The 25,104-nt window shown below is 70.8% G+C and carries 19 protein-coding genes and 2 pseudogenes; 5 read left to right on the top strand and 16 right to left on the bottom strand.

Translation table 11 applies throughout. From position 1 onward, the window contains the following. Positions 1–101 precede the first annotated feature (101 nt). The 8 genes and pseudogenes from QF037_RS41415 to gndA all read right to left on the bottom strand — a co-directional run bounded on the left by QF037_RS41415 (position 102) and on the right by gndA (position 8,120). Positions 102–758, bottom strand: a complete 657-nt coding sequence (locus QF037_RS41415; RefSeq protein WP_307034385.1) for a hypothetical protein — start codon at positions 756–758, stop codon at positions 102–104. Between the two features lie 7 nt (positions 759–765). Further along, a complete protein-coding gene (locus QF037_RS41410; RefSeq protein WP_307034383.1) occupies positions 766–1,314 on the bottom strand; it encodes a cysteine hydrolase family protein in 549 nt (182 codons plus the stop codon). Then, positions 1,311–2,802 (bottom strand): annotated as a pseudogene (locus QF037_RS41405) (purine-cytosine permease family protein). Before QF037_RS41405 ends, QF037_RS41410 begins: the two are co-directional and overlap by 4 nt. 79 nt (positions 2,803–2,881) lie before the next feature. Further along, a complete protein-coding gene (locus QF037_RS41400) occupies positions 2,882–3,355 on the bottom strand; it encodes a hypothetical protein (RefSeq protein WP_307034381.1) in 474 nt (157 codons plus the stop codon). Between the two features lie 47 nt (positions 3,356–3,402). Further along, a complete protein-coding gene (locus QF037_RS41395) occupies positions 3,403–3,855 on the bottom strand; it encodes a (2Fe-2S)-binding protein (protein WP_307034379.1) in 453 nt (150 codons plus the stop codon). Between the two features lie 10 nt (positions 3,856–3,865). Next, the gene (locus tag QF037_RS41390) at positions 3,866–5,923 is read right to left on the bottom strand and encodes a xanthine dehydrogenase family protein molybdopterin-binding subunit (protein WP_307037626.1); all 2,058 of its coding nucleotides are present in this window, start codon (positions 5,921–5,923) and stop codon (positions 3,866–3,868) included. Between the two features lie 148 nt (positions 5,924–6,071). After that, positions 6,072–6,578, bottom strand: coding sequence for a MarR family winged helix-turn-helix transcriptional regulator (locus tag QF037_RS41385; protein WP_307034377.1), 507 nt, complete (start codon positions 6,576–6,578; stop codon positions 6,072–6,074). A 101-nt stretch (positions 6,579–6,679) separates the two neighbouring features. Further along, positions 6,680–8,120, bottom strand: a pseudogene (gndA, locus tag QF037_RS41380) (NADP-dependent phosphogluconate dehydrogenase). 468 nt (positions 8,121–8,588) lie between these two features. Here gndA and QF037_RS41375 point away from each other — a divergent pair. Beyond that, positions 8,589–9,002 (top strand): SpoIIE family protein phosphatase, encoded by a 414-nt coding sequence (locus tag QF037_RS41375; RefSeq protein ID WP_307034375.1) that lies wholly within the window; start codon positions 8,589–8,591, stop codon positions 9,000–9,002. Positions 9,003–9,154: 152 nt separating this feature from the next. After that, entirely contained in the window at positions 9,155–10,612 is a 1,458-nt protein-coding gene (locus QF037_RS41370; RefSeq protein ID WP_307034373.1) for a glyceraldehyde-3-phosphate dehydrogenase, read from the top strand. Here the strand turns inward: QF037_RS41370 and QF037_RS41365 are convergent. Next, positions 10,599–11,141: a hypothetical protein gene (locus tag QF037_RS41365; protein WP_307034370.1), complete on the bottom strand. Its 543-nt coding sequence runs from the start codon at positions 11,139–11,141 to the stop codon at positions 10,599–10,601. The two genes, QF037_RS41370 and QF037_RS41365, sit on opposite strands and share 14 nt — an antisense overlap. A gap of 208 nt (positions 11,142–11,349) precedes the next feature. On the opposite strand from QF037_RS41365, the gene QF037_RS41360 reads away from it, so the two are divergent. After that, positions 11,350–12,729, top strand: a complete 1,380-nt coding sequence (locus QF037_RS41360; protein WP_307034368.1) for a Tat pathway signal sequence domain protein — start codon at positions 11,350–11,352, stop codon at positions 12,727–12,729. On the opposite strand, the gene QF037_RS41355 is transcribed toward QF037_RS41360, so the two are convergent. From QF037_RS41355 to QF037_RS41345, 3 genes are read right to left on the bottom strand one after another with little or no spacing between them, the layout of a single operon-like run. Next, on the bottom strand, positions 12,726–13,325 hold the full coding sequence (locus QF037_RS41355) for a TetR/AcrR family transcriptional regulator (RefSeq protein ID WP_307034367.1): 600 nt from the start codon (positions 13,323–13,325) through the stop codon (positions 12,726–12,728). The genes QF037_RS41360 and QF037_RS41355 overlap by 4 nt on opposite strands. Positions 13,326–13,345: 20 nt before the next feature. Next, on the bottom strand, positions 13,346–15,400 hold the full coding sequence (locus QF037_RS41350) for a galactose-binding domain-containing protein (protein WP_307034365.1): 2,055 nt from the start codon (positions 15,398–15,400) through the stop codon (positions 13,346–13,348). Beyond that, positions 15,397–15,570 carry a hypothetical protein gene (locus QF037_RS41345; RefSeq protein ID WP_307034363.1) on the bottom strand — a complete coding sequence of 58 codons (174 nt, stop codon included), beginning with the start codon at positions 15,568–15,570 and terminating at the stop codon, positions 15,397–15,399. Before QF037_RS41345 ends, QF037_RS41350 begins: the two co-directional genes overlap by 4 nt. A 77-nt stretch (positions 15,571–15,647) precedes the next feature. Between QF037_RS41345 and QF037_RS41340 the strand changes: the two genes are divergently transcribed. After that, positions 15,648–18,815 (top strand): glycoside hydrolase, encoded by a 3,168-nt coding sequence (locus QF037_RS41340; RefSeq protein ID WP_307034362.1) that lies wholly within the window; start codon positions 15,648–15,650, stop codon positions 18,813–18,815. Here the strand turns inward: QF037_RS41340 and QF037_RS41335 are convergent. Genes QF037_RS41335 through QF037_RS41320 form a run of 4 tightly spaced genes read right to left on the bottom strand, consistent with a single transcriptional unit; the run spans position 18,804 to position 23,887 of the window. Next, positions 18,804–20,693, bottom strand: a complete 1,890-nt coding sequence (locus tag QF037_RS41335) for a glycoside hydrolase family 127 protein (protein ID WP_307034360.1) — start codon at positions 20,691–20,693, stop codon at positions 18,804–18,806. The genes QF037_RS41340 and QF037_RS41335 overlap by 12 nt on opposite strands. Positions 20,694–20,732: 39 nt before the next feature. Beyond that, a complete protein-coding gene (locus QF037_RS41330) occupies positions 20,733–21,560 on the bottom strand; it encodes a carbohydrate ABC transporter permease (protein ID WP_307034358.1) in 828 nt (275 codons plus the stop codon). A 16-nt stretch (positions 21,561–21,576) separates the two neighbouring features. Continuing rightward, entirely contained in the window at positions 21,577–22,539 is a 963-nt protein-coding gene (locus QF037_RS41325; RefSeq protein WP_307034356.1) for a carbohydrate ABC transporter permease, read from the bottom strand. Between the two features lie 28 nt (positions 22,540–22,567). Beyond that, entirely contained in the window at positions 22,568–23,887 is a 1,320-nt protein-coding gene (locus tag QF037_RS41320; protein WP_307034353.1) for an ABC transporter substrate-binding protein, read from the bottom strand. Positions 23,888–24,057: 170 nt separating this feature from the next. Here QF037_RS41320 and QF037_RS41315 point away from each other — a divergent pair, with 170 nt between their 5' ends. Then, positions 24,058–25,086: a LacI family DNA-binding transcriptional regulator gene (locus QF037_RS41315; RefSeq protein WP_307034351.1), complete on the top strand. Its 1,029-nt coding sequence runs from the start codon at positions 24,058–24,060 to the stop codon at positions 25,084–25,086. Positions 25,087–25,104: the final 18 nt, after the last annotated feature.

Genomic DNA, 25,104 nt, shown 5'->3' with positions numbered 1-25,104 from the left:
CCCGATCCGGACGCGGGCATTCCCTTAGCAGCCGACCCGGCGGAACCGTGGCTCGGCCATGCTCGGGCCGGCATGGGTCCAGTAGGTGGCGGCGTCGGGGATCAGGAGGGCTGGAGTCGGCGTCCCTCGGGAGTGAAGGTGAGGCTGTCGCGGAACGGTCCGTCGCCGAAGCGCACGGCCCACAGCACCGGTTCCGGATAGGCCCGGTTCCCCATGGGGGCGTCTTCGTCCGGGCTTCCGTTCCAGAGGTGGAAGAAGACGATCGGCCGGTCGGGGTCCTCGCTGACGTAGCCGAGCGTCTTGCCGTAGCGCGGGTCGTCGTCGCCGAGCAGCACCGAGGGCGGACCGAACTCGGCGAGGACATCCGACCGCATCCGGTCGTCGTCGGCCCACTGGCGGGCCCTGTCCAGAAGGGCCTGGTGCGTGCGGGCGTCGAGGACCCGGTCCGTTTCGAGCCAGCCACGACGGTGGGCGAACTCCGCGTGCACCGAGGCCATGCCTGACGAGTCGTCACCCCGAATCAGTTCGCGATACGCGCCCCTGACCCCGATGGCGGTCCACGCGCCTCTCTCCCGCAGCCGTTCCGAAGCCTCGCCCCAGAGGCCGGGCTGCCCTTCCGTGAACAGCAGGTGCCCGTACAGCAGCACCAGCCCCAACTCGCCCCCGTAGCCCTCGGGATACCGCAGGGCGCGGTTCAACTGCCGGACCAGATACGCGTGGATCTCATCGGCGGTCACGGCCGGCCCGGGAGCGGTCATCCCCGTCTCACCCCACCCCTTCGAGCAGCTTCGCGACCGTGGTCACCCGGATCAGGGGCCGGTACAGGTCCATCACGTACAGCGCCTTGGTGTGCGAGTCGTCGTCGGCGCCCGCGCACGCGTCGGCGACGACCACGACCTCCGCTCCGGCATCGGCGGCGGCGAGTGCCGTGGACAGCACACAGCAGTCGGTGCTGACACCGGCGAGGACCAGACGGCCCTCCTGGCCCACCAGGGAGGCGAGTTCGGGGGTCCATTTGCCGAAGGTCGGGGCGTCCAGAACGTGGTGCGCCCGGTCGGCGAACTCGTCCGTCAGCCGCCACAGCGCAGCGTCCGGGGGTCGCAGGGCGAAGGGCCACTGCTCGTAGTACGCGCGCCACGCGCCGGTGGGTTCGTGCGGGGCCAGGAAGCGGGTGAAGGTGACGCGGTCCTCGAAGGCCGGCAGCAGACGTCGTACGCCTTCCGCGGCCTGCGCGAATCGCGGCGTGGCCCAGGGGCTGTCCGGGTCGGCGAAGACGTGCTGCATGTCGATGACGGTCAGTCGGCCGGTCGTCATACGGCGGGTACCTCCGCCGGGCTCGGGTCCCGCGCCTCCTGCTCCCTGACGTGGCCGCGGCGCAGGGCGAGGGTGCCGAGGAAGCCGAGTGCGAGGGCCACGAGGACGCCGAGGTTGGCGTAGGCCCAGGAGCCGGACTTGCCGCCGAGGCCCAGCGGGTCGAGGAGGTAGCCCTGCCATTCCAGCCAGCTCGCGGCCGAGTTGGTGACCAGGCCCCAGCCGAGTGCGGTGGCGGCGAGGGTGAGGAGCAACGGGGTGAGGGCGAGGTCGCCGTAGCGGCCGTGCGGGCGGTAGAGGTCGCCCTCGTCGTAGTCGCGGCGGCGCAGCAGCAGGTCGGCGAGCATGATGCCGCACCAGGCGGCGATGGGGACGCCGAGGGTGGTGAGGAAGCCCATGAACTGGCCGAGGAAGTCGTCGGCGAAGAAGACGATGTAGACGGCGCCGGCGATCATCAGGACGCCGTCGACGAGTGCGGCCAGATAGCGGGGGATCCTGATGCCCGCCGACAGCAGGGCGAGTCCGGACGAGTAGATGTCGAGGACCGCGCCGCCGACCAGGCCGAGTACGGCGACGACGGCGAACGGGACGAGGAACCAGGTGGGCAGGATCGTGGTCAGCGCGCCGATGGGGTCGGCGGCGACGGCCTCGTTGAGGGTGCTGGAGGACCCGGCGAGCAGCAGCCCGAAGACCAGCAGCAGGAGCGGGGCCACGGAGGCGCCGAAGGTGGTCCAGCCGATCACACCGCGGCTCGACGAGGTGCGGGGCAGATAGGCGGGAGTAGTCGGCGGCGGCGTTGACCCAGCCGAGGCCGAAGCCGGTCATCATGAAGACGAGCGCGCCGATGAACTCCTGTGCGGAGCCCGCCGGTACGGCGCTGACGGTGCTCCAGTGGATGTGGTCCGCGACCAGGGCGATGTAGACGATCGTGAGCACGCCCGTGACCACGGTGATCGCGGTCTGGAGCCGCATGATCAGGTCGAAGCCCATCACTCCGCCGACGACGGTGAGCCCGGCGACCACGATCAGGGCGACCACCTGTGTCCCGGTGCCACCGCCCCAGCCGAGCCGGCCGAAGACGGTCGCGGTGGCCATGGTGGCGAGGGCGCACAGCACGGTCTCCCAGCCGACGGTGAGCACCCAGGAGATCACCGAGGGGAGACGGTTGCCGCGCACCCCGTAGGCGGCCCGGCTGAGGACCATCGTCGGGGCCGAGCCGCGTTTACCGGCGACGGCGACGAAGCCGCACAGCAGGAAGGAGAAGACGATGCCGATGACCCCGGCGACCAGCGCCTGCCAGAAGGAGATGCCGAAGCCGAGCACGAAGGCGCCGTAACTCAGCCCGAGTACGGAGACGTTGGCGCCGAACCAGGGCCAGAACAGGGTCCGCGGTGTGCCCTTGCGCTCGGCGTCGCCGATCACGTCGAGGCCGTGTGTCTCCACCTGGAGCTGTCTGGCTCTGTGGTCGAGGGAGTCCTGGGCGTCCGTCATCGTCGTCCTCCCTGTCCGTACATGTCGAGGTGACGCTAAGTGGGTGGCTCCGGGGCGTCAAGCACCCCGGTGCCCCGCGTCACCTCGCCCAGAAGGGCTGCGGCGGGCAGGTGTTGGCGCAGGTGTAGCCGCCGGGCATCAGCAGGCCCGCGTCGTCCTCGTTGTTCTCGCCGCCCGCGAAAGAGAACTCGGGCACCCAGCCCCAGCGGCCGTTGTCCGCCACGGTGCTGCCCCACCAGTGGTTCTCGGCGGATCCGTCACGGAAGGTGTCGCCGCGCATCTCGGTGACGAACCAGTTGGCGGCGCCGCCCTGTTCGAGGTGGCCGACGACGGCGGCGCCGGGCGAGCGGCTCGCGTACACCGGCACATGGCCGCGGGGGAGGTTGCAGAACCTGACCTGTGTGCGCGGCCAGAGGCGGCCGCTCAGGGGGTCGGTCAGGTCCCTGGTGGTGGGGCTGTGGCAGGGGACGTTGTCGGTGGCGTGGGCGGCGGGGGCGACGAGGCCCGCGAGTCCGGCGAACACCAGGGCGGCCCTGGTGAGTCCGCGCCTCATGTGGATCAGGCAACCGGAACGACCGCGTCCTGGTGTTGGTCACGAGGTCAGGCGTCCGCCGCCTTCTTGATCGCCTCGCGGATGCGGGAGTACGTGCCGCAGCGGCAGACGTTCTCGATGCGGTCGATGTCGGCGTCGGTGGGCTGGGACGTCTTCTTCAGCAGAGCGGCGGCGGCCATGATCTGGCCGGGCTGGCAGAAGCCGCACTGGGAGACGTCGCACTCCAGCCAGGCCTGCTGGACGGGGTGCAGGGTGTCGCCGTCGGCGAGGCCCTCGATGGTGGTGACGTTCCGCTGCGCGCAGTCCGCGACGGGCACGACACAGGGCTGTATCTCCTCGCCGTCGAGGTGGCTGGTGCAGGCGCGGCAGACACCGACGCCACAGCCGTACTTGGGGCCGGTGACGTGCAGCAGGTCGCGCAGTACCCACAGCAGGGGCATGTCGGCGGGGGCCTCGACGGTGACGGGCTTGCCGTTGAGGACGAAGGAGTGGGACGGCATCTGCACCTTCTCAGAAGTCGATCGGGAAGCGGCGGGGCTTGGTACCGGTCGCGCGGGCGTACGCGTTCGCGACGGCGCCGGCCGCCGCCGGGACGCCGAGTTCGCCCGCGCCGCCCGGCTCTCCGCCGGTGGGCAGGATGTGCGCCTCGAAGTGGAGCGGGGCGTGCCGCTGGCGGGCGTAGCGGAAGTCGGCGTAGCTGTCCTCGCGGACGGCGCCCTTGTCGATGTGGAGGCCGGCCCGCAGGACCGTGGAGATGCCGTCGATGGCCGTGCCCATGAGCTGGGCCTCCAGGCCGCGCGGGTTGACGGCCGTGCCGACGTCGGCGGCCATGACCACCTTGGTCACCCGGGGGTGCTCGGAATCGGCGGCGTCGATCTCGACCAGGCAGGCCACGCAGGAGCCGTACTCCTCGTGGACGGCCACCCCCTGGGCCTGCCCCGCGGGCATGGTGCGGCCCCAGTGTCCGGCGGTCGCGACCTTGTCGAGCACGGCCTTGACGGCCTTGCTCCTGAGTGTCGTACGGCGGAAGGCGACGGGGTCCTTGGCCAGGGCCCGGGCGATGTCGTCGACGACGATCTCCTCGGCCGTCCGCACGGTCCCGGAGTCGACGGAACGCCACGCGCCGAGGGGTATCGCGGCCAGCTCGACCGAGCCCGAATCCCCGGACAGCTTCCCGAAGTTGTAGAGGCCGCTGTCGCTGGGCAGCGGGGCGGCCGCGCGGAAGGAGGCGGTGGTGATCCCGCTGTACGACTCGCTCACCGAGGCCGTCGCGTGGGCGAAGGCCACGACTCGGCCCTGAGCGTGGCTGGCCCGGATCCGGTGCTGGGAGGCCGGGCGCATCCGGCCGTGCCGGATGTCGTCGGCGCGGCTCCACATCAGCTTCACCGGTCGGCCCGCCGCCTTGGAGATGAGGGCCGCCTCGATCGCCGCGTCGTGGTTCAGCCGACGTCCGAACGAGCCCCCGCCCCGCACCACATGGACCTTGACGGCGGACCCGGGCAGCCCGACCGCCTGGGCGATGCTGTCGCGCGCATCCATGGGTGTCTGGGAGGAGAACCAGATCTCGGCGCGGTGGGCCCGTACGTCGGCGACGGCGGTCAGCACCTCCATCGGGGCGTGGCTGACGAACGCGAACTCGAACCGGGCCTCGATCTGCGTCGATCCGCGCGGCGGAGTGCCGAGCGCGGGGACGGCGGCCTTGAGCCGGGAGCGGATCTGGGCGTCGGACACCCCCGCGAGCGGCCCCGCCTTCCAGGTGATCTTCAGGACGTCCCGGGCCTTGAAGGCGTGGTGGAAGGAGTCCGCGACGACGGCGACTCCCCCGGCGACTCTGACGATGTCGAGGACTCCGGGCAGCGCACGGGCCGCGCGGTCGTCGACCGAGACGACCTTCCCGCCGAGGGTGGGCGGCCGGGCCACCACGGTCGGCTTGGCCCCGGCGGCCGTCAGGTCCCCGGTGTACCGCGCTCGGCCGGTGACGATGTCCCGTGCGTCGATCCGCGTGGTCGGCTTCCCGATCACCCGGTGCCGGGACGCCGGTTTGGGCTTGGTGGACACGCGCGGCCGGCGTATCCGTGCGGCGGTCTCGGTCAGCGATCCGAAGGTGGCCTCGCGTCCGTCCGGGGCGACGACCATGGTGTCCCGGGTCCGGAGCACCCGCGGGGGCAGGCGCCAGCGCTGGGCGGCCGCGGTGATCAGGCGGGCGCGTGCCGTGGCGGCGAGGTTGCGGGCGGGGTCGTAGAGCGAACTCACCGAGCTGGAGCCGCCGGTGAACTGGTTGCCCCGGCTGCGGGCGTCGGCGAGCGGGATGTCGACGTCGACGAGGCGGGCGTCCAGCTCCTCGGCGATCATCATGGCGACCGCGGTGGTGACACCCTGGCCGACCTCGACGCGCGGCAGCCGTACGACGACCCTGTTCTCCCGGGTGACCTCCAGGACGAGCATCTCGTCGTCGGTGCCGGTCACGACGGTGTCCGAGCGCGGGCGCGTGGCTCCTTCCGCCTGCGAGGCGTCGCAGCCGAGGGGGGCGGCGACGGTGAGGGTGGACGCGGCGAGTGTGTAGACCATGAATCTGCGGCGGGACAGCTCTGCCAACGCGCACTCCTCTGTGGACGGCCTGTGTGTGCCTGATAGGAGGGCGTGGAAGGGGGTGAGGTTGCGTGGGCCCGGCGGTCGGTGCTGGGCAAGTGGGCGGAGCGGTCCGCGGATTGAGCGCCTACCGGCGACGCCAGGGCAGCACCGTCGGGTCCGTCTCCGCGGCCTCCGCCCGGTGCAGAGCGTCGCTCACCGCTTCCCCGATCTCCGCGAGCTGACGCACCTGCTCAGGGGTGAGCGCGTCGAAGACGGCCCGGCGCACGGCCTCCACATGGCCGGGCGCGATCTCCTCCAGCAGGGCCCGCCCCGCGTCCGTCAGTACCGCGAGCTGCCCGCGTCCGTCGGCCGGATCCTCGCGCCGGTCCACGAGACCGGCCTCGCGCAGCCGGTTCACGGCATGGGTGAGCCGGCTGCGGGTGATCTTGAGGCGCTGGGCGAGTTCGGACATGCCGAGGACGTGGTCGGGCGCCGACGAGAGGTGGGCCAGCAGGCTGTAGTCGGCATGCGTCATGCCGGCGTCCCGCCGCAGCTGGCGGTTCAGATGGTCGTTGAGCAGCGTGGAGAAGTCGATGTAGGCCAGCCAGGCCCGTTGTTCCTCGGCGTTGAGCCAACGTGGCGTCGTGGACATGGCCACACCTTACCCGGCTTTCGTTTGAACTTTAAAACGAAACGCGGGTCCCGTCACGGCTGCGTGAGTCCCCCCGGCCGGGATGCGGCCGGGGTTCTCCGTCACTCCGACGTCTCAGGCCTCCCCGCCGCCGCCCAGTGGGTGTGGAAGGTGCCGGGCCGGTCCGTGCGCCGGTAGGTGTGGGCGCCGAAGTAGTCCCGCTGGCCCTGGAGCAGCGCGGCGGGGAGACGGTCGGCACGCAGGGTGTCGTAGTGGGCGAGGGCGGCGGAGATCGCGGGCACGGGAATGCCGCGGCGGGCGGCGGAGGCCACCGTCTCGCGCCAGGGCACCTGCGCGTCGGTGATCTCCATGGCGAACTCCATCTCGCCGAGCAGGCTCACCAGATCCTGGTCGGCGGCGTAGGCGGCGCGGATACGGTCGAGGAAGGAGGCGCGGATGATGCAGCCGCCGCGCCAGATCCGGGCGACCGAGCCGAGGTCGATCTTCCAGCCGTACTCGGCGGCCGCGTCCTGGATCATCGTCCAGCCCTGGTCGTAGGCGACGACCTTCGAGGCGTACAGCGCCTGCTCCACCTGCGAGGTGAAGCGCTCGGCCTCGGTGCGGCTGAGCTGGGGCGTGGTGCCGCCGGGCAGGCCCCGGTAGGCGGCGCGCAGTTCACTCTGGCCGGAGGCGGCGCGGGCGAAGGTGGCCTGGGCGACGGCGGTGACCGGGGAGGCCAGGTCGAGGGCGGTCTGCACGGTCCAGCGGCCGGTGCCCTTCTGTCCGGCGGCGTCGGCGACGATGTCGACGAACGGCGCGCCGGTGGCGGGGTCGATGTGGGCGAGGACCTCGGCGGTGATCTCGATGAGGTAGGAGCCGAGCCGACCCTCGTTCCACCGGCGGAAGACGCCCGCGATCTCGGCCGGGGTGTATCCGGCGACCTGGCGCAGCAGGTCGTACGCCTCGGCGATGAGCTGCATGTCGGCGTACTCGATGCCGTTGTGGACCATCTTCACGAAGTGCCCGGCGCCGTCGGTGCCGATATGGGCGGCGCACGGCTCGCCGTCGACCCTGGCGCTGATGGCCTCGAACAGCGGCCCGAGCAGGCTGTACGACTCCTCCGACCCGCCCACCATGATCGACGGACCGTGCAGCGCGCCCTCCTCGCCGCCGGAGATGCCGGTGCCGACGAAGTGGATGCCGCGTGCGCGCAGGGCGGCCTCGCGGCGCCGGGTGTCGGCGAAGTGGGCGTTGCCGCCGTCGACGATCATGTCGCCGGGCTCCAGGAGCGGGGCGAACTCCTCGACGACCGCGTCGGTGGCGGCGCCCGCCTGCACCATGATGATCAGCCGGCGCGGACGTTCGAGGGCGGCGACGAACTCCTCGGGCGACTCGGCCGGGACGAACACGCCCTCGTGGCCGAACTCCTCGACGAGCGCGCGGGTGCGGCCTGCGGACCGGTTGTGGACGGCGACGGCGACCCCGTGGCGGGCGAAGTTCCGCGCCAGGTTGCGGCCCATCACGCCCAGGTCCGGTGACGCCGATGGCTGCGCTTGCGTTCATGAGGTCCGTCCCTTGGATCGATGGCGTGGTCCCGGAGCACGCGGCCCCTTGCCCGCAGATACGCGTGAAAGGCCCGGTCTTCTCGATGCCGGCGCGGGAGGCATCCGCCACCGTGGACGGAAACGTAAGTTCCTGCTCACTTTGGAGCGTGTTGCGATCACTTCGCATGGGCCCGGCGGCGGGGGCGGAAGAGTGGCACCGTCCGTGGCCTGAAGGTCTTGATGGGGAGACGCACAGGACAACCACCCGCGCCGTGGGACGCCGGCCGCCGTCCCGCCGTACAGCGTTGTCACTGTTGCCGTCGCTGGGTGCCTGTCTGCTGGTCACGACAGCGGACCTGCTGTTCGACACGGTCCACCATCTCGTCGCGCTGCTGCTCGTCGGACCGTTCCTGGCCAGTACGCGGCTCGACACCCGCCCCACCGCTCTGGTCTGCGGCGTCGCCCTGCTCCTCGGTCTGGTGCGGAGGTGGCCCGTGCCACCCAGGGCGCCCTTCTCCGTCCCGCCTCCGCGACCCTCGCCGGCACCCTGGTGTGCAGCCACGACCTGGACTCCCCGCGGCTCGCGGCGGCCGCCCTCGCCGCCGACCTGGACGCGCGGCTCGCCCCCGAGCTCGGACCCGAGGACTTCGTCACCGTCGTGCTCACCGAGTTCGCGCCCGGCGAGCTCCGGCTCGTCAACTGCGGCCACCCGGCCCCGCTGCGGGTCGGAACCGGGCTCGACGTGCTGGAACCCGGCGAGTCGGCGCCCCCGCTCGGCACACCCTTCCAGCTGCTCGACGAGGCGGTCGGCGCCCTGCGCGACCCGCTCCCCGAGCGGGCCCTCGGCGCCCTCCACGCCCGGCTGACCGCCCACATCGGACGGCCCCCGCCGACGATCTGACCCTGGTCCTGTGCCGGCCGGAACTCGCCGGGGCACCCCTGCCGGTCGCCGACGGCGTGCTGCGCGACTCCTGGCCGTGACCCCGTTCGAGGGGTAAAACGACCATGGGGTTAGCATATGAGCGCCACCTAGCTCGATCGAGAGATAGATCTGTGACTGTCAATGAGGACTCGTTCACCAATTGGAAGACCCGTGAGGAGATCGCGGAGTCGATGATCCCGATCATCGGGAAGCTGCACCGCGAGCGGGACGTCACCGTCCTGCTGCACAGCCGCTCCCTGGTGAACAAGTCGGTGGTCAGCATCCTCAAGACCCACCGCTTCGCCCGGCAGATCGCGGGCGAGGAGCTGTCGGTCGTCGAGACGCTGCCCTTCCTTCAGGCACTCACCACCCTCGACCTGGGCCCGTCCCAGATCGACATCGGCATGCTCGCGGCGACCTACCGCGCCGACGACCGCGGTCTGTCGGTCGAGGCGTTCACCGCCGAGTCCGTCGCCGGTGCCACCGGCGCCAACAAGATCGAGCGCGGCGAGGGCCGTGACGTCGTCCTGTACGGCTTCGGCCGCATCGGCCGGCTCGTCGCCCGCCTGCTGATCGAGAAGTCCGGCTCCGGCAACGGACTGCGGCTGCGCGCCATCGTCGTCCGCGGCGGCGGCGGCGGGCGAGCCTCCGAGGATCTCGTCAAGCGCGCCTCGCTGCTGCGCCGCGACTCGATCCACGGCCAGTTCCAGGGCACGATCACCGTCGACGAGGCCACCGACACGATCACCGCCAACGGCAACGCGATCAAGGTCATCTACGCGAACGACCCGTCCGAGGTCGACTACACGGCGCACGGCATCAAGAACGCCATCCTCATCGACAACACCGGCAAGTGGCGCGACCGCGAGGGCCTGTCCCAGCACCTGCGCCCCGGCATCGACAAGGTCGTCCTGACCGCGCCGGGCAAGGGCGACGTCCCGAACATCGTGCACGGTGTCAACCACGACAGCGTGAAGCCGGACGAGCAGATCCTGTCCTGCGCCTCCTGCACCACCAACGCGATCGTGCCGCCGCTGAAGGCCATGGACGACGAGTTCGGTGTGCTGCGCGGCCACGTGGAGACGGTGCACTCGTTCACCAACGACCAGAACCTGCTGGACAATTACCACAAGGCCGACCGTCGCGGCCGCTCGGCGCCGCTCAACATGGTGATCACCGAGACGGGTGCCGCCTCGGCCGTCGCCAAGGCGCTGCCCGACCTGAAGGCACCGATCAGCGGCAGCTCGATCCGGGTGCCCGTGCCGGACGTGTCCATCGCGATCCTCAGCCTGCGCCTGGGCCGTGAGACCAGCCGCGAGGAAGTCCTCGAGTACCTCCGGGACGTCTCCCTCAACTCGCCGCTGAAGCGCCAGATCGACTTCACCACGGCCCCCGACGCCGTCTCCATGGACTTCGTCGGCTCGCGCCACGCCTCGATCGTCGACGCCGGCGCCACCAAGGTCGACGGCGACAACGCGATCCTCTACCTCTGGTACGACAACGAGTTCGGCTACTCCTGCCAGGTCATCCGGGTCGTCCAGCACGTCTCCGGGGTGGAGTACCCCACCTTCCCGACTACGGCGGTCTGATCCCGGCACCCCCGTCGGCGGCGCCCTCGCGGCGCTCCCGGCGGGTGCGGGCGGCTCCGTCGGGCCACACCACGTCGACGGGGACGCCCGCCGCCCGGGCCTCGAGCACCGTGTCGGCGGTGCCGCCGCCTGTGCCGGTGGGCTCAGTGCCGTCCCATACGGCCACGAGCCGGTCGGCGCGTTCGACGAGAACGCTGTTCGCCGCCTCGTAGGCCTGTCGGCCGGCGGTCTCGATCGGCAGGACGACCACGTCCTCGGCGGCCTCGACCAGGCGGTCGAACACGGGGGCGTGGTCGGGCCGCACCCGGGCGCGGCGGTAGTCCCGGGAGGGGATGACGACGGCCAGTCGTCCACCGGCGGCGAGCACGGCCTCCGCGAACGCACAGTCGGCGCCCCTGGCGAGACAGGAGACCCCGACCAGCTCTCCGTCGCCGGCGTGACGCCGCAGGAGTTCGTCCAGGGCCGCGCGCACCAGGACGGAGGTCTCCGCCGTGAGGTCGATGTGCCCGGTCACCGCGATCGTCGTCATGGAAGACCCCTTTCAGCGGCCGGTGGGCTCCTGGAGCGTACAGCCGTGCCGAAGTCCTGGGTGCCGGGCTGGTCTGCGCCCTTGGAGCTGACGCCCCAACTGCTCCACCTCTCCCAGCCGTTGACCCGGTCCGGAGGCGACAGCAGAATGAGCGCGCACTCCTGAGAGCGCTCTCACACGCGCTCGCCGCTTCGATTCGAGGAGACCCATGACCGGCAGCCAAGGCCGCCCCGCGTTCAATCGCCGCGCACTCATCGGAACCGGACTCGGAGCCGCGGCCCTCCTCGCCGCCGGTTCGGGCACCGCCCGCGCGGCGGACCGGGCTCAGGCCTCCGCCCGGAGCCGGGCCCAGGCCTTCCTCGCCGCCGCCATGGACGCCTACCCGGACCACGGCACGATCCGCCTCGCCCAGAGCTACACCGACCAGGCCGGCCTGTTCAGCACGGCGTTCACCTATGACAACGCCCTCGCGATCCTGGCGAATCTGGCCTGCGACACCAAGGCCGGCAGATCCCGCGCGGCAACACTCGGCGACGCTCTTCTCTACGCACAGGCCAACGACCCCGACCACGACGACGGCCGGCTCCGTCAGGCCTACAACGTGGGCCCGTACACCTTCTACGACGGCACCCCCCAGCCCGACGGGTTCGTGCGGGCGGACGGAAAGGCCAACGTGGGTTGGCAGTTCGGCTTCACCGGTACCGCCGTGGGCGACATGGCCTGGGCCGGCATCGCCCTCGCCGCGCTGGCCCGGCGGACCGGGGAGCGCCGCTTCCTCGCCGGTGCCGTGCGAATCGGCGAGTGGATCGACCGCACCGGCCGCACCGACGAACCGCTCGGCGGTTTCAAGTTCGGGGTCGACGGGGCGAACAAGAAGCTGCCGTTCACCTCGACCGAGCACAACACCGACCTGATAGGCCTGTTCGGTCAGCTCGCCCGGCTCACCGGGGACCGGGTGTGGCGCGAACGGCGTGCGGTCGCCGGGGCGTTCGTCAAGAAGATGTGGGAGCCGGACGGGGGCTTCTTCTACACCGGCACCAACGACGGAGCGACGATCAACAGGTCGCCGATCCCCGAGGACACCCAGACCTGGACGCACCTCGCGCTCAACTCCCCGGTGTACGGCCGCTCGTTGGACTGGGCCGCCACCGAACTGGCCGTGCTGGACACGCCCGAGCGCCCCAACAGCACGGTCCCCGCGGGCCAGTCGTACGAGGGCGTCACCTTCAGCTCGGCGAGCCTGCTGGCGAACGAGAGCGCCCCGATCGCCGACGGCCAGCCCAGGCCGGACCGCAACGGAGTGTGGTTCGAGGGCACGGCCCATCTGGCGCTCGCCCTGCGCCACCGCCAGGACGCCGGTGACGAGAGGCGCGCCCGGCGCCTGATCGCCTCCATCGAACGGGCCCAGGACCTGCTGGGCGCCGGCCAGACCTTCGGCGGCGAGGCCGTGGCCGCCAGGTCCGGGGTCGTGTCGGCGAGCAGCCCGCTCGACACCGGTTTCGGGTTCGGCTACTACCCGTACCTGCACACCGGCGCCACCGCCTGGTACCTGCTGGCCGCCGCGAGGTCCAACCCGCTCACGGCCTAGTCCTCCGCCGACACCAGCCCCGCGATGTGGGCGGTGACGGTGTCGAGGATGTCGGTCCAGGCACCCTCGTCGCCGAGTACCAGGTAGTTGAGGGTGAGCCCGTCGGTCATGGCGGCCAGATAGCGGGCCAACGCGGAGACGGGCACCCGGAGCCGGAAGTCGATGTCCTGGCACAGCTGCTCGATGAGCTCGGTGTAGAGCTCGCCGTACAGTTCGTACTGCCGCCGCGCCAGCTGCTCGAACCCCGGCTCGCGCAGGGCGTACTGGGTGAGTTCGTAGGTCAGCATGTGCTCGTCGGGGTGGGCGCGCACATGGTCCCAGTACGCCTGGAAACCGGCCCGGACGGTTTCCTCGAGGGTCTCCCGGGGCTTGAGCGCCTCCTTCACGATGATCACGTAGTGGTCGGTGATGGTGGTGATGACGGACTCGATCAGTTCCTGCTTGGAGTCGAAGCAGTAGTGGAAGACGCTCAGGGAGACGCCCGCCTCGGCGGCGATGGACCGGGTCGTGGTCTTGGCCACGCCGTCCCGGGCCATCGCCCTGATCGCCGCTTCCGTCAGCTGCCGACGCCGTTCGGTGGACGGCATCCGTGCCATGTGCGGCTCCCCCGTGCTCGTCAGGCGCTGTTCACGCCGACCTCGTGGAGCGAGTATCCCCAGTCGGTGCCGCGGTCGAGGCCGTGGACACGAACATAGCGGGCCGGTGTGCCGGTGAACTTGGCCGTGTCCAGGCCGCCGTCGCCGGAGGTGGTGGACCAGGCGGTCTGCCAGTTGGTGCCGTCCGTGGAGAGTTCGATGCGATACGCCTTCCCGTACGCGCGCTCCCAGTCGAGCGTCACGCGCGAGACCAGGTTGGTGGAGCCGAGGTCGACCTGCCACCACTGGTCATCGCTCCAGTCACTGGCCCAGCGGCTGTCGCCGTCACCGTCCACGGCCCGCCCCGGCTGATAGCTGGTGAACGGGTTGGACTCGGACGAACTCGCGGTCGTGGTACGCCCCTTGGCCAGGTTGACGCCGGCCTGATGCTGCTCCGAGGCGCCCCAGGTGTCGAGGTAGGACTCGGCACCGCGGAACAGGTCGTCGACCACGTCCTGGCCGCCGACGTGCCGGATGTCCTCGATCCAGTCCGGGATCAGGCCGACGTTGGCGCCGCCGTCCGTGTTGAAGTCGAAGGTGCGCGAGCCGACGGTCTGCTTGTCGATGACGGAGCCGCCGTCGACGCTCTTGAAGGGGTACGTCACCTTGTTCGTGGCGCCCGCGCCGCGCGGGGCGGGATGGTCGCCGATGCCGTTGAAGTCGGTGCCGTAGCCGTAGCCGACGTTGTACTTGGCGCGCAGCGCGTCGGTCCGCTTCGCCTCGGTGCTGAAGCCCTCGGAGCCGTGCATGTACTGGGCGACGAAACCGCCGAGGGAGTAGACCCGCTCGGTCCAGTTGAGGTCCATCCAGCTGTGCGAGGAGAGCACGCCCGGGTAGGAGGCGGCCTCGAACATGTCGAGGACCTGGCCGGTCGCCTTGACGCTCATGTGGTCGATCTCGAGCATCATCTTGCGTTTCATCATGCCCTGGACGGCGTACTCACCGAGGTCGGTGAGCCCGCGGACGTTGCACTGGGCGTTCTCGTCGTACTCCGGTACTTCGGTGCCCGCCGGCAGGTCCGCCTCCGCGTCGGACGCGGCCGTTCCGATGGGGTTGTCGTGCTGGGGGCCCGTGCACTTCTCGGTCTTCCAGAAGGTGCCGGTCGACAGGAACTGGCCCACGTTGATGGCCGTTCCGAGGCCGCCCTCGTCGAAGCGGACGCCGCACAGGGCGTTGTCGAGCTTGTGGCACAGGAACATGCTGCGCACACCGAGGTCGTAGAGCTCGTCGAGCCCCTTGTCGATGTCCGCCTTGCTGCACTGCGCGATGTCGAGGATCTGCTTGCAGCCGAACGGCTCGGAGGTCTCGACGCCCAGGATCACGGCGAGTTTGCCCTGCTGGATGACCTTGCGGGCCTGCGCGGTGTCGGTGACGATCCGGAACCAGCCCTTGCCCGCGCCGCCGTACATCGCGTCGACGTAGTCCTGGAGCTGGTAAGTCAGCTTGGCCTGCAGCCTGATCGAGGTCATCTCGTCACAACTGCGGTCCTTGAACGGGTAGACGGAGCAGATCACGCCGTTGGTGACGAGGTCGTTGACCAGCACCCGCTGCCCGCCGCGCCAGGCGCGCTCGATCCAGGCGTAGTAGTTGGCCTGATGGGTCATCGAGTCGTACGCCGGCCAGTCCTTGAAGGTCGGCCAGCCGACCGGGTCGTGCTTGCCGTCGCCGCCGTGGGTGATGTAGTCGAAGATCGCGAGGGTGCCGTCCGGGTAGTGCTCGGGGCAGTCCTTGAGCGCGTCGGCGACGCCCGCGGTGGAGAACACCTTGCCGCAGATCAGCCGGCCGCCGAAGGCCTCGTTGGAGAACAGGTGGTTGTGCGCGTCGACGAACCCGCGTACCTCACCTGCGGAGTTGGTGCCGGTGAACGGCTCGCCGGTGACGTTGACCTGGGAGTCCGGCGTGGGACGCGCGCTCGGGTTCCACCAGTCGCTCGCGGCCGCCGAACTCGGCGTGGGGCCGAGGGCGATGGCCAGGACGAAGAGGAGCAGCGACACGACGGTCACGTCTTTGCGCCTGCGATACGAACATCGAGTCATGGTCGATACCACGCCCCTCGGTCGGCGCCCCATGAGTTTGTCATGACCGGCGCAATCTGTTCGACGAGAATGGCTACTGGCGAGTTGCGAGTCAATAGTCCGGGACGCTTGACCTGATGAGTGCCCGGCATGCGCGGTGTCTTGACGTGTTCATTTTCGTCGATGAGCATGCCTTGAGCCTGATCGCTTCTGGTTGATTCTGTTCCTCTTCGCGCTTGTGCCTCTCCGCGCTCCGGAAGGGAGCTCCGTGTCCAGCCGACGCCGCATCGTCCGGGTCTTGACGCCGGTCATCCCCCTCACGCTCGCCGCAGGACTCGTCACCGCCGCCCCCGCCCCCGCCGCGGACACGGCGGCACCCCTCAGCTCGGTGACGGTGCGGGTCGATCCCTCGTACCAGCAGCAGGAGTTCGAGGGCTGGGGGACGAGTCTCGTCTGGTTCGCCAATGCCACGGGCGGCTATCCGGAGCCGATCCGAAGACAGGTCGTCGACATGCTGTTCGGCGAGGACGGGCTGGCCCTGAACATCGCGCGCTACAACATCGGTGGCGGCAACGCCCCGGACGTCCGCAAGGACTACATGAAGGCCGGCGCGACCATGGAGGGCTTCTGGAAGGCGCCCGAGGGCACCACCCGGACGGACATGGACTGGTGGGACCCGGACAACGCGGACCACTGGGACTGGAACGCCGACGCGAACCAGCGGTGGTGGGTGGACCAGGTCAAGGACAAGGTCACCAAGTGGGAGGCGTTCAGCAACTCGCCGCCCTGGTTCCAGACGGTCAGCGGGTACGTCTCCGGCGGCTTCGACGCCGGCGCCGACCAGATCCGCGCCGACCGCGTCGACGACTTCGCCGCCTACCTCGTCCGTGTGAGTGAGGAGATGGAGAAGGAACACGGCATCACCTTCGACACCATCGACCCGCTCAACGAACCCAACACCTCCTACTGGGGCACCCGGTTGGGCGCCGACGGGCAGCCCACGGGCGGCCGGCAGGAAGGCGCGCACGCCGGGCCCGCCCTCCAGCAGAAGGTGATCCTCGCCCTGGACCAGGCCCTCGCGGGCGCGACGACCAAGGCCGAGGTCTCCGCGATGGACGAGACCAACCCCGGCATCTTCACGACGAACTGGAACGCCTACACCGCCGAGGCCCGGGCCGCCGTCGACCAGCTCAACGTGCACACCTACGGCACCGGCCAGCGCACCAGCGCCCGCGACATCGCCAAGGGCGCGGACAAGAAGCTGTGGATGAGCGAGGTCGAGGGCACCTGGGGCACCGGCACCGACTTCACCAGCATGGAGCCGGGCCTCGGCATCGCCACCCGCATGGTCGACGACATGCGTGAACTGGAGCCCTCCGCCTGGGTGTTCTGGCAGCCCGTCGAGGACTCCGTCCCGCAGGCCGCCGCCGGCAAGAACTGGGGCAGCATCCATGTCCCGTTCAACTGCACCGCCGAGGACACCCTGGAGAGCTGCCCGATCCGGGCCAACTCGAAGTTCCACACCATCCGGAACTTCACCCACTACATCCGCCCCGGCGACCGCTTCGTGAAGGTCGACGACGCCTCCAGCGTCGCCGCCGTCGCCAAGTCCGGCCGCTCCGCGACCGTGGTGCACGTCAACGGCGGCACGACCGCCCGATCCGTGACCCTCGACCTGTCCCGCTTCGGCAAGGTCACCCGAGGCGCCACCGTCACCCCCGTGGTGACCAGCACGGACGGCGCCCTCGTCCAGGGCGCCCCGGTCCGCGTCACCGACCGGACGGCCACCCTCACCGTCCCCGCGAAGTCCGTCACCAGCTTCCTCGTCAAGGGCGTCAGCGGCGTCGCGAAGGACGCCGCGCTCGTCCAGAGCGGCCATGTCTACCGGCTCAAGGGCGCACAGAGCGGCAAGTCGCTCGCCCCGTCGGACGACGGCACCGGCGTCGTCATCCGCACGAACGACACGAGCAGCGCCCGACAGCTCTGGTCCGTACGCCAGTTGACGCCCGGCACCGACCATCGCGAGCGCTACGCCCTCACCAGCGCCACCAGCGGCAAGCAGCTCGCCGTACGCGAGAACCAGGCCGTTCTGGAAGATCCGTCGGACAGCGCCGCCGCGCAGTGGATCCTGTCGACGACCGGCGACGACACGTGGACGTTCGTCAACGCCGCCACGGGCCGGCTGCTCGACGTCGGCGGGCAGTCGTCGGCGGACGGCGCCAAGGTGTCCACGTACACCCCGACCTCGGCGGCGAACCAGCGCTGGACGGTGAGCGACGAGACCGTACTGCGCACCGAGAAGGCCGAGGTGTTCACCGTGCCCGGCCGGACACCGGCGCTCCCGGAGACGGTGACCCCGGTCTACCGGGACGGCGCCCGTGGCGCGCTGCCGGTCGTCTGGGACCCGCCGTCGGACGACGCGTGGGCCGATCCGGGCACGGTACGGGTCAAGGGCACCGCGACCGATCCGCTCGGCCGGAAGATCCGCGCCGAGGCGGTCGTCACCGTCGACACCATCGCCTCGACGGTGCCCGGCCGCGCCAAGACCTACGTCGGCGGCAGCCCCGGCCTGCCGGACACGGTCGCCGGCGTCGGCGCGCACGGCGGACGCACCGACCTTCCGGTGACCTGGGACGCGGCCCCCGAGGGCGCGTTCGCCGAGACCGGAGTGGTGACCCTGCGCGGGGCCGCACGAGTGGTGGACGGCAGCACGGTCGACGCGTCGGTCCGCGTACAGGTCACCGAGCCGACGCAGACCGACATCGCCTCGGACTCCGGCGTCTCGGTCGCGGCCACGTACACCGAGAGCGGCTACTCCGCCGAACGCCTGCGCAACGGCGACACCTCCGACAAGGGCTGGTCCAACTGGCGGTCCGGCACCAAGAACCCGTCCGACACGATCACCTTCACCCTCCCGACGCCACGCGACCTCGACCGGGTCGTGGCGCACTTCTACCGGGACGGGAGCAACGCCTCCTTCCCCGCGAGCCTCAAGGCGCAGGTGCGCGGCGCGGCGGACGGCGCCTGGGTCGACGCGAGCGAGGAGATCACGGTCGGGACCGAGGGCACGCCCGTGGTCGGCGTACCGATCCAGGCGGGCCCGGCGACCGGGGTGCGGCTGGTCATGACCGCCCGGTCCGGCGGTTACCTCACGATGAGCGAGGTCGAGGTGTACGCCAAGGCTCCCGGCGTCTCCTCGGCCGCGGCCGCCGCGTCGATCGAGGTGGCCGGCGTGCCGGTCGCGGACTTCGCCCCCGGCACGACCGACTACCGGGTCCGGACCGCCGATCCCCACCACGCCGTGGTCACGGCGACGGCCCGCGACCCCTACGCGACGGTCGACGTCGAGCGGAGCCGTGAGCGCGCCGTGGTCACCGTGACCAGTGAGGACGGGTCACGGAGGACGACGTACCGCCTCACGCTCCTACGGCGCTGAGTCCACGGTCGGCAGCCACACGCGCATCGTCGAGGGGCCCCGGTTCGCCCAGGAGTGGTAGGGGACCAGAACGATGCCCGTGCGGTCGCCGGCCGTCGGCGGGGCGTCGTACGGCGGGTACGGCCACGGCCGGTCCCCCGGGACGCTGATCTCGCCCGCGACCGCGACGGATCCGTCCGCCCTCTCCTCCGGCGGGGCGGACGCATCCACGCGCACCGCGTCGACCTCGTGGCCGTGCGGCAGGTCCACGGACTCGGCGCAGTACACCAGCGGTCCGCGCTGGACGGCCGCGGTGCCGCGTATGGCGTCGACGCGCGGGTCGGCCCCGAGCCAGCGAGGTCGTACGGGCAGTTCGAGGACCGTCTCGTCGCCGGGCCGGAAGACGCGGGTGACCTCGGCCATGCCCGGGGTCACCTCACGGCGCCCCCCGTCCGGGTCGACGAGCCATGCGGTGGCGCCCGCCGCCCATGCGGGGACGCGCAGCGACAGGGTCCACGGGTGGTCGGGCGACCGGGCGACGCGTACGCTCACGCGTCCGTCCGAGGGATAGTCGGTGCGGATCCGCAGCGCGATGCCACCCGTGGTGATCTCGGCGTCGGCGTACTGGTGGAGCTGGAGGCCGTGGTCGTCGGTCGTCGCCAGGTACCCGGGCAGCAGGGCCAGGGTCCGTGCCACGTTGGTCGGGCAGCAGGACACCGCGAACCAGGGCGCACGCAGGCTCGACTCGGCGCGCGGTATCTGGACGTCGGCCGCGGGCACGGTGCCGCGGCGGCGCCGGTGCAGGGTGTTGGAGTAGAAGAAGGACCGCCCGTCCTCGGCCGGGGAGGTCGCGACCACGTTGAACAGGGTCCGCTCCGCCAGGTCGGCGAAGCGGGATTCGCCGGTGGCGAGGAGGAGGCGCCAGCTGAGCATGACGGAGGCGACGCCCGCGCAGGTCTCGGCATAGGCGCGGTCGGGTGGCAGGACGAAGTCGTCGCCGAAGGACTCGTCGCGGTGGTGCGAGCCCATGCCGCCGGTCAGATAGGTGCGCCGGGCGACGGCAGTCTCCCACTGCCGTCCGACGGCGGCGAGCAGGTCCTCGTCCCCGGTCTCCACGGCCACGTCGACGGCACCGGCGGCGAGGTAGAGGGCGCGGACGGCGTGACCGCGCAGGACGGTCGCCTTCCGCACGGGCATGTCGTCCTGGTGGTAGGCGCGGCCGAACTCCCCGTCACCGAGAGTGCCTCGACCCCTGCGGTCGATGAACAGCGCGGCCTGGTCGAGGTAGCGCTGCTCGCCGGTGAGCCGGGCCAGTTCGACCAGGGCCGTCTCGATCTCCGGATGCCCGCAGACGCCCTGGTTGCCTCTGGCGTCGAAGAGGGCGCACACATGGTCGGCGGCGCGGCGGGCGATCTTCGTCAGCTCGCCCTCGCCGCGCGCCCGGGCCTGGGCCACGCCGGCCTGGATCAAGTGCCCGTAGCAGTACAGCTCGTGGCCCCATGCGAGGTCGCTGTAGCGGGGCTGCTGGCCGGGCCGGCCGTAGGCGGTGTTGAGATAGCCGTCCGGTTCCTGGGCGGCGGCGATGGCCTCGGTGAGGGCGGGGTCGACGTCACCACCGGTCTCCCAGGACATGGCCTCCAGGAGCTTGTAGACGTCCGAGTCGGCGAACTCCCGTCCACGGCGGTCGTGTTGAATGCGGCCCTCGACCGCGGCACGGAAGTTGCCGGTCCAGCCGACGCGTTCCATCCAGTCGCGGCAGTGGTCGAGGCTGACCGTCGCGTTGACATGCCGGCGTGCGGCCCAGAAACCACCGGTGATCCTGACCTCGTCGAGGCCGAGCGGGCGTAACCGTCCCCGGGTGGGTGCCACGGGCAGGACAGTGGACAGCTCCTTGTTCATGCCTTCGTTTCGTCCTTTCAGCCCGTGAGGACGCCGGACTCAGCCCTTGAGGGCGCCCGACATGAAGCCCCGCACGTAATGGCGTTGCAGCAGCAGGAACACGAGGAGACACGGCACGGCGAGGACCACGACCCCCGCCTCGGTGGCGCCGTAGTCGACCGCGCCCATGCTCTGCTGCCGCAGATTGGCCACGGCCAGCGGCAGGGGCGCCTTCTCGCTGTCGGAGATGAGGATCAGGGGTGCGATGAAGTCGTTCCAGGCGGCGAGGAAGGCGAACAGCCCCACGGTGATCAGCCCCGGCCGCACCGCAGGGAGCAGGACCCGGCGCAGTGCGCCCGCCGTGCCGCAGCCGTCGACGAGGGCCGACTCCTCCAGTTCGCGCGGGACCGCCTCGAAGGAGATCCGCATCATGAAGGTGGCGAACGGCAGCTGGAACATGGCCAGTACCAGGCTCAGCCCGATCAGCGAGTTCTGCAGATGGAGCCTGCCGAGCAGCACGTAGAGCGGGATGAGGAGGGTGGCGTACGGGACCATGAGGATGGCCAGGGTCAGCAGGAACAGCAGGTTCTTGCCCGGGAACCGGAAGCGGGCGAAGGCGTAGCCGCCGAGCAGGGACACCCCGAGGGTCAGGGTCACGGTGAGCGCCGAGACGAGGGTGCTGTTGAGGAGGTACTGCCACAGACCGGCGTCGTAGTCGAGCAGGGTGCGGTAGTTGCCGAGGCCGTAGCCGGAGTCCTGTGCGGTGCCCGGCTGTTCACTGACCGAGGCCCAGCCGTTCCACACCAGGGGGAACAGGAAGATGACGGCCAGCCCTCCGGCGACGACGTAGTACGGCGTCCTGCCGAGGACTTGGGATCGGTCGAGCATGGCGGGTGCCCCCTTTCTACGACTCGTCGGCGCGGTGCAGGCCGCGGAACTGCAGGACGTTGAGGAGCACCAGTGCTCCCAGCACGATGATCGACAGGGCCGCCGCGGTGCCGAGGTCGAGCCGCTGGAACGCCTCGCGGTAGATCAACTGCACGATGGTGACGGTGCTGTTGTCCGGGCCGCCCTTGGTGAGGACGAAGAACTGGTCGAAGGCGAGCAGCGATCCGGTGACGCAGAGGAGGAGGGACAGGGCGAGCGACGGGCGCAGCAGCGGCAGGGTGATACGGCGGAAGATCTGGCCCCGGCTCGCGCCGTCCATGCGGGCCGCCTCGTACAGCTCGTGGGGGATGCGTTGCAGCCCCACGAGCAGGATCAGCATGTAGAACCCGGCGAACTTCCAGACCACCAGGAACACCGTCGACAGCAGGGCGTTGGTCGAGGTGCCGAGGAAGGACACCGGTTCGTCGACCAGGCCCAGGTGTTCGAGGGTGCTGCTGATCGGTCCGGTGGTCGGGCTGTACAGACCCCAGAACAGCAGGGAGGCGGAGGCCAGTCCGAGGGCACCGGGCAGGAAGTAGACGGTGCGGAAGAAGCCGGCGCCGGGGCGGGACCCCTGGACCAGCAGGGCCAGCAGGAGCGCGAGTCCGAGGAGGACGACCGTGACGATCACGGTGTAGAGGAGGGTGAAGCGGACGGCGGGCCAGAACAGGGGGCTGTCGGTGATGTCGGTGTAGTTCTCGGGGGCGTTGCCGCCCTGGTCGCCCGCGAGGAGCGGCCAGTCGTTCAGGGACATCCGGCCGACCAGGAGCAGGGGCCACACGAAGAAGACGGCGACGAACACGGCTGTGGGTGCCGCGTATCCGAGTCCCTGGACGGTGCGGGAGCGCCACAGGGACTTGGCTGTACGGGGTCGGCGTGCCGGACGTGGTGGCCGCACCCAGTGATCGACCGGCGCTCGGTCGGGCGCCTTGACCTGCATGGCTCTCCTGTCGGTCGGCTCGGTGGGCTCAGTCCGCCAGCGAGGCGCTCACCTCGTCGTTGTCCTTGTCGAGGGAGTCCCCGTCGCCGAAGACGGCGTTGCGCATCATGGTCAGCCAGGGCCCGTTGGGGTCGTTGAAGGTCTGGCCGAACTTCAGCGCGTACGGGGTGTGGCCGTCCGCCACGAGCTCGTTGATGGTGACCAGGCGCGGGTCCGCGTTCGAGTACTTGTTGGACGCGAGGTCGGTGCGCGCCACCACGTCCTTGTGCGCGGCGACCACGTCGACCTGTGCCTTGTCGCCCACGGACCAGGCGAGGAAGTTCCAGGCCTGGTCGGCCGACTTGCTGGTGGCGGAGATGCCGATGGCGTCACCGCCGACGAAGGTGGCCTTGCCGCCGTCGGGACCGGGGATGGGCGCGACCCCGAGGTCGAGGTTCTTCGGCATCAGACCGAGGGTGGTCGACGGCATCGGCATCACGCCGATCTGTCCCTTCGGGAACAGCCCGGTCCAGGTGGCGCCCGTCTCGTCGCGGGCGCCGGGGGCCACGATGTCGTCGTCGGCCCAGCCGCGGTAGGTGTCGTAGACCTTCTTCGCGGTGGTGGAGTCGAGCGTCGCCGCGGTGCCGTCCGCGTTCATCACCTCGTCCCCGGCGGCCCAGATGGACGGCCACCAGGTGAAGACCCCGCAGCCGCCGCAATTGCCGCCGAAGAACGTGCCGTTGACGCCACCGCCGAGCTTGTCGACGGCGCGGGCCTGCTCGTCCCACTCCGCCAGAGTGGTGGGCGGCTTGTCGGGGTCGAGCTTCGCCTTGCGGTAGAGGTCCTTGTTGTAGAAGAGCACCGACAGGTCGAGGGTGTGCGGTACGACGTACTTCTTGTCCTCGTACGTCCCAGCCTTGATGTGCGACTGGGCCAGGTCGTCGGCGAAGGGCAGGGCGTCGATGCGGTCGGTGATGTCGGCGAAGAGCCGGCTGCTGGTGTAGTTGGGCACGAACACGACGTCCGAGGCGAACAGGTCCGGCAGGTCGCGGGAGCCCGCGGCGGCACCGACCTTGGCCTGGTAGTCGTCGGTGGGGATGACGGTGAGTTTGATCTGGTTCTTGTGGCTCGCGTTGTACGCCTTGACGAGGGCCTCGCTCTGCGGCCGGGTCGCCGCACGTGTCCACATCGTCAGCTCGGCGCCGTCGTCGAGGCCGGTGGCGTTCGCCGCGCCCCCTCCCCCGCCGCCTCCGTCGTCCGGATCGCCGTCGCCCGACCCGCAGGCCGTGGCCAGTCCCAGGCTGGTGAGAAGGACCGCGGCCGTGACGAGGCGGCGGACACGTCCGTGCGATCCGGTGGGGCTCCCCATGACGATCTCCCTCCGTGACGAACACCGGGAAGAAACGGGCCGAAAAGGCTTTCGTCAAGCTAGAGCCGAGCTGATGACCCGTCAATCCCTCGCGTACGAACGTACTTTCAGGTGCATGCCGAAAGTTCTCGCGTACGGTTTACGGACGTGATGCGAGACAGGAGACACGCATGACACCAGCCCCCGGCCCCGCTCGTTCGCACACCGCCACCCTCAGCGACGTCGCCCGGCTGGCGGGGGTGTCGGTCGCCACCGCCTCGAAGGCCCTCAACGGACGCAGCCAGGTGCGCGCCGAGACCCGGCAGCGGGTGATCGAGGCCGCCGAGCGCCTGTCGTTCCGCCCCAACCAGCTGGCCCGCGGTCTGCTCGCCGGGCGGACGGGGACGGTGGGTCTGCTGACCAGTGATCTGGAGGGCCGGTTCAGCATCCCGATACTGATGGGCGCCGAGGACGCCTTCGGGGCGGGCGAGGTGGCGGTGTTCCTGTGCGACGCCCGGGGGGACGCGATCCGTGAGCGGCACCATGTCCGCGCGCTGCTCGGGCGTCGGGTGGACGGCCTCATCGTGGTGGGCAGCCGGACCGATCCCCGGCCGTCACTCGGCCGCGACCTGGCCGTTCCCGTGGTCTACGCGTATGCGCCGTCGGACGACCCGGCGGACCTGTCCATCGTCCCGGACAACGTCGACGCGGGCCGGATCGCGGTGCAGCACCTGCTGGCCTGCGGCCGCACCAGGATCGCCCACATCACCGGGGATCCCGGCTACGCCGCCGCGCACGACCGGGCCGCGGGCGCGCGGGCCGCGCTCGCCGACGCAGGGGTCGTCCCGGTCGGCGAGCCGCGGTTCGGTGCCTGGTCGGAGGGGTGGGGGCGGGCGGCCACGGCGCTGTTGCTGGACCGGCATCCGGATGTGGACGCGGTGCTGTGCGGCAGCGATCAGATCGCGCGGGGCGTCATGGACGTGCTGCGCGAGCGCGGCCACCGGGTGCCGGACGACGTGGCGGTCATGGGCTTCGACAACTGGCAGGTCCTGACGTCCGGTTCGCGCCCGCTGCTCACCAGCGTCGACATGAACCTGGAGCAGGTCGGCCGGGCGGCGGCGCAGGCGCTGTTCGGCGCGATCGGCGGTGCGAAGGACTCCGGCGTCGAGGCGCTCCCCTGCCGGGTGGTGATCCGAGGCTCCACAGCCCCACTGTCCTGAACCGCACGGTCCGCCAAC

The organism is Streptomyces canus (assembly GCF_030815415.1).
Taxonomy (GTDB): Bacteria; Actinomycetota; Actinomycetes; order Streptomycetales; family Streptomycetaceae; genus Streptomyces; species Streptomyces canus_F.
The sequence above is the reverse complement of the archived record's forward strand: the minus strand, read 5'-3'. Positions and strand labels throughout refer to the sequence as shown.

Bases quoted from the DNA above. Each gene is read 5' to 3' on its own strand.
- QF037_RS41335 (WP_307034360.1), bottom strand. From the start codon at position 20,693: ATGAACAAGGAGCTGTCCACTGTCCTGCCCGTGGCACCCACCCGGGGA.
- QF037_RS41395 (WP_307034379.1), bottom strand. From the start codon at position 3,855: ATGCCGTCCCACTCCTTCGTCCTCAACGGCAAGCCCGTCACCGTCGAG.
- QF037_RS41330 (WP_307034358.1), bottom strand. From the start codon at position 21,560: ATGCTCGACCGATCCCAAGTCCTCGGCAGGACGCCGTACTACGTCGTC.
- QF037_RS41385 (WP_307034377.1), bottom strand. From the start codon at position 6,578: ATGTCCACGACGCCACGTTGGCTCAACGCCGAGGAACAACGGGCCTGG.
- QF037_RS41320 (WP_307034353.1), bottom strand. From the start codon at position 23,887: ATGGGGAGCCCCACCGGATCGCACGGACGTGTCCGCCGCCTCGTCACG.
- QF037_RS41355 (WP_307034367.1), bottom strand. From the start codon at position 13,325: ATGGCACGGATGCCGTCCACCGAACGGCGTCGGCAGCTGACGGAAGCG.
- QF037_RS41360 (WP_307034368.1), top strand. From the start codon at position 11,350: ATGACCGGCAGCCAAGGCCGCCCCGCGTTCAATCGCCGCGCACTCATC.
- QF037_RS41350 (WP_307034365.1), bottom strand. From the start codon at position 15,400: ATGACTCGATGTTCGTATCGCAGGCGCAAAGACGTGACCGTCGTGTCG.
- QF037_RS41325 (WP_307034356.1), bottom strand. From the start codon at position 22,539: ATGCAGGTCAAGGCGCCCGACCGAGCGCCGGTCGATCACTGGGTGCGG.
- QF037_RS41365 (WP_307034370.1), bottom strand. From the start codon at position 11,141: ATGACGACGATCGCGGTGACCGGGCACATCGACCTCACGGCGGAGACC.
- QF037_RS41415 (WP_307034385.1), bottom strand. From the start codon at position 758: ATGACCGCTCCCGGGCCGGCCGTGACCGCCGATGAGATCCACGCGTAT.
- QF037_RS41400 (WP_307034381.1), bottom strand. From the start codon at position 3,355: ATGAGGCGCGGACTCACCAGGGCCGCCCTGGTGTTCGCCGGACTCGCG.
- QF037_RS41345 (WP_307034363.1), bottom strand. From the start codon at position 15,570: ATGCTCATCGACGAAAATGAACACGTCAAGACACCGCGCATGCCGGGC.
- QF037_RS41410 (WP_307034383.1), bottom strand. From the start codon at position 1,314: ATGACGACCGGCCGACTGACCGTCATCGACATGCAGCACGTCTTCGCC.
- QF037_RS41315 (WP_307034351.1), top strand. From the start codon at position 24,058: ATGACACCAGCCCCCGGCCCCGCTCGTTCGCACACCGCCACCCTCAGC.
- QF037_RS41390 (WP_307037626.1), bottom strand. From the start codon at position 5,923: ATGGTCTACACACTCGCCGCGTCCACCCTCACCGTCGCCGCCCCCCTC.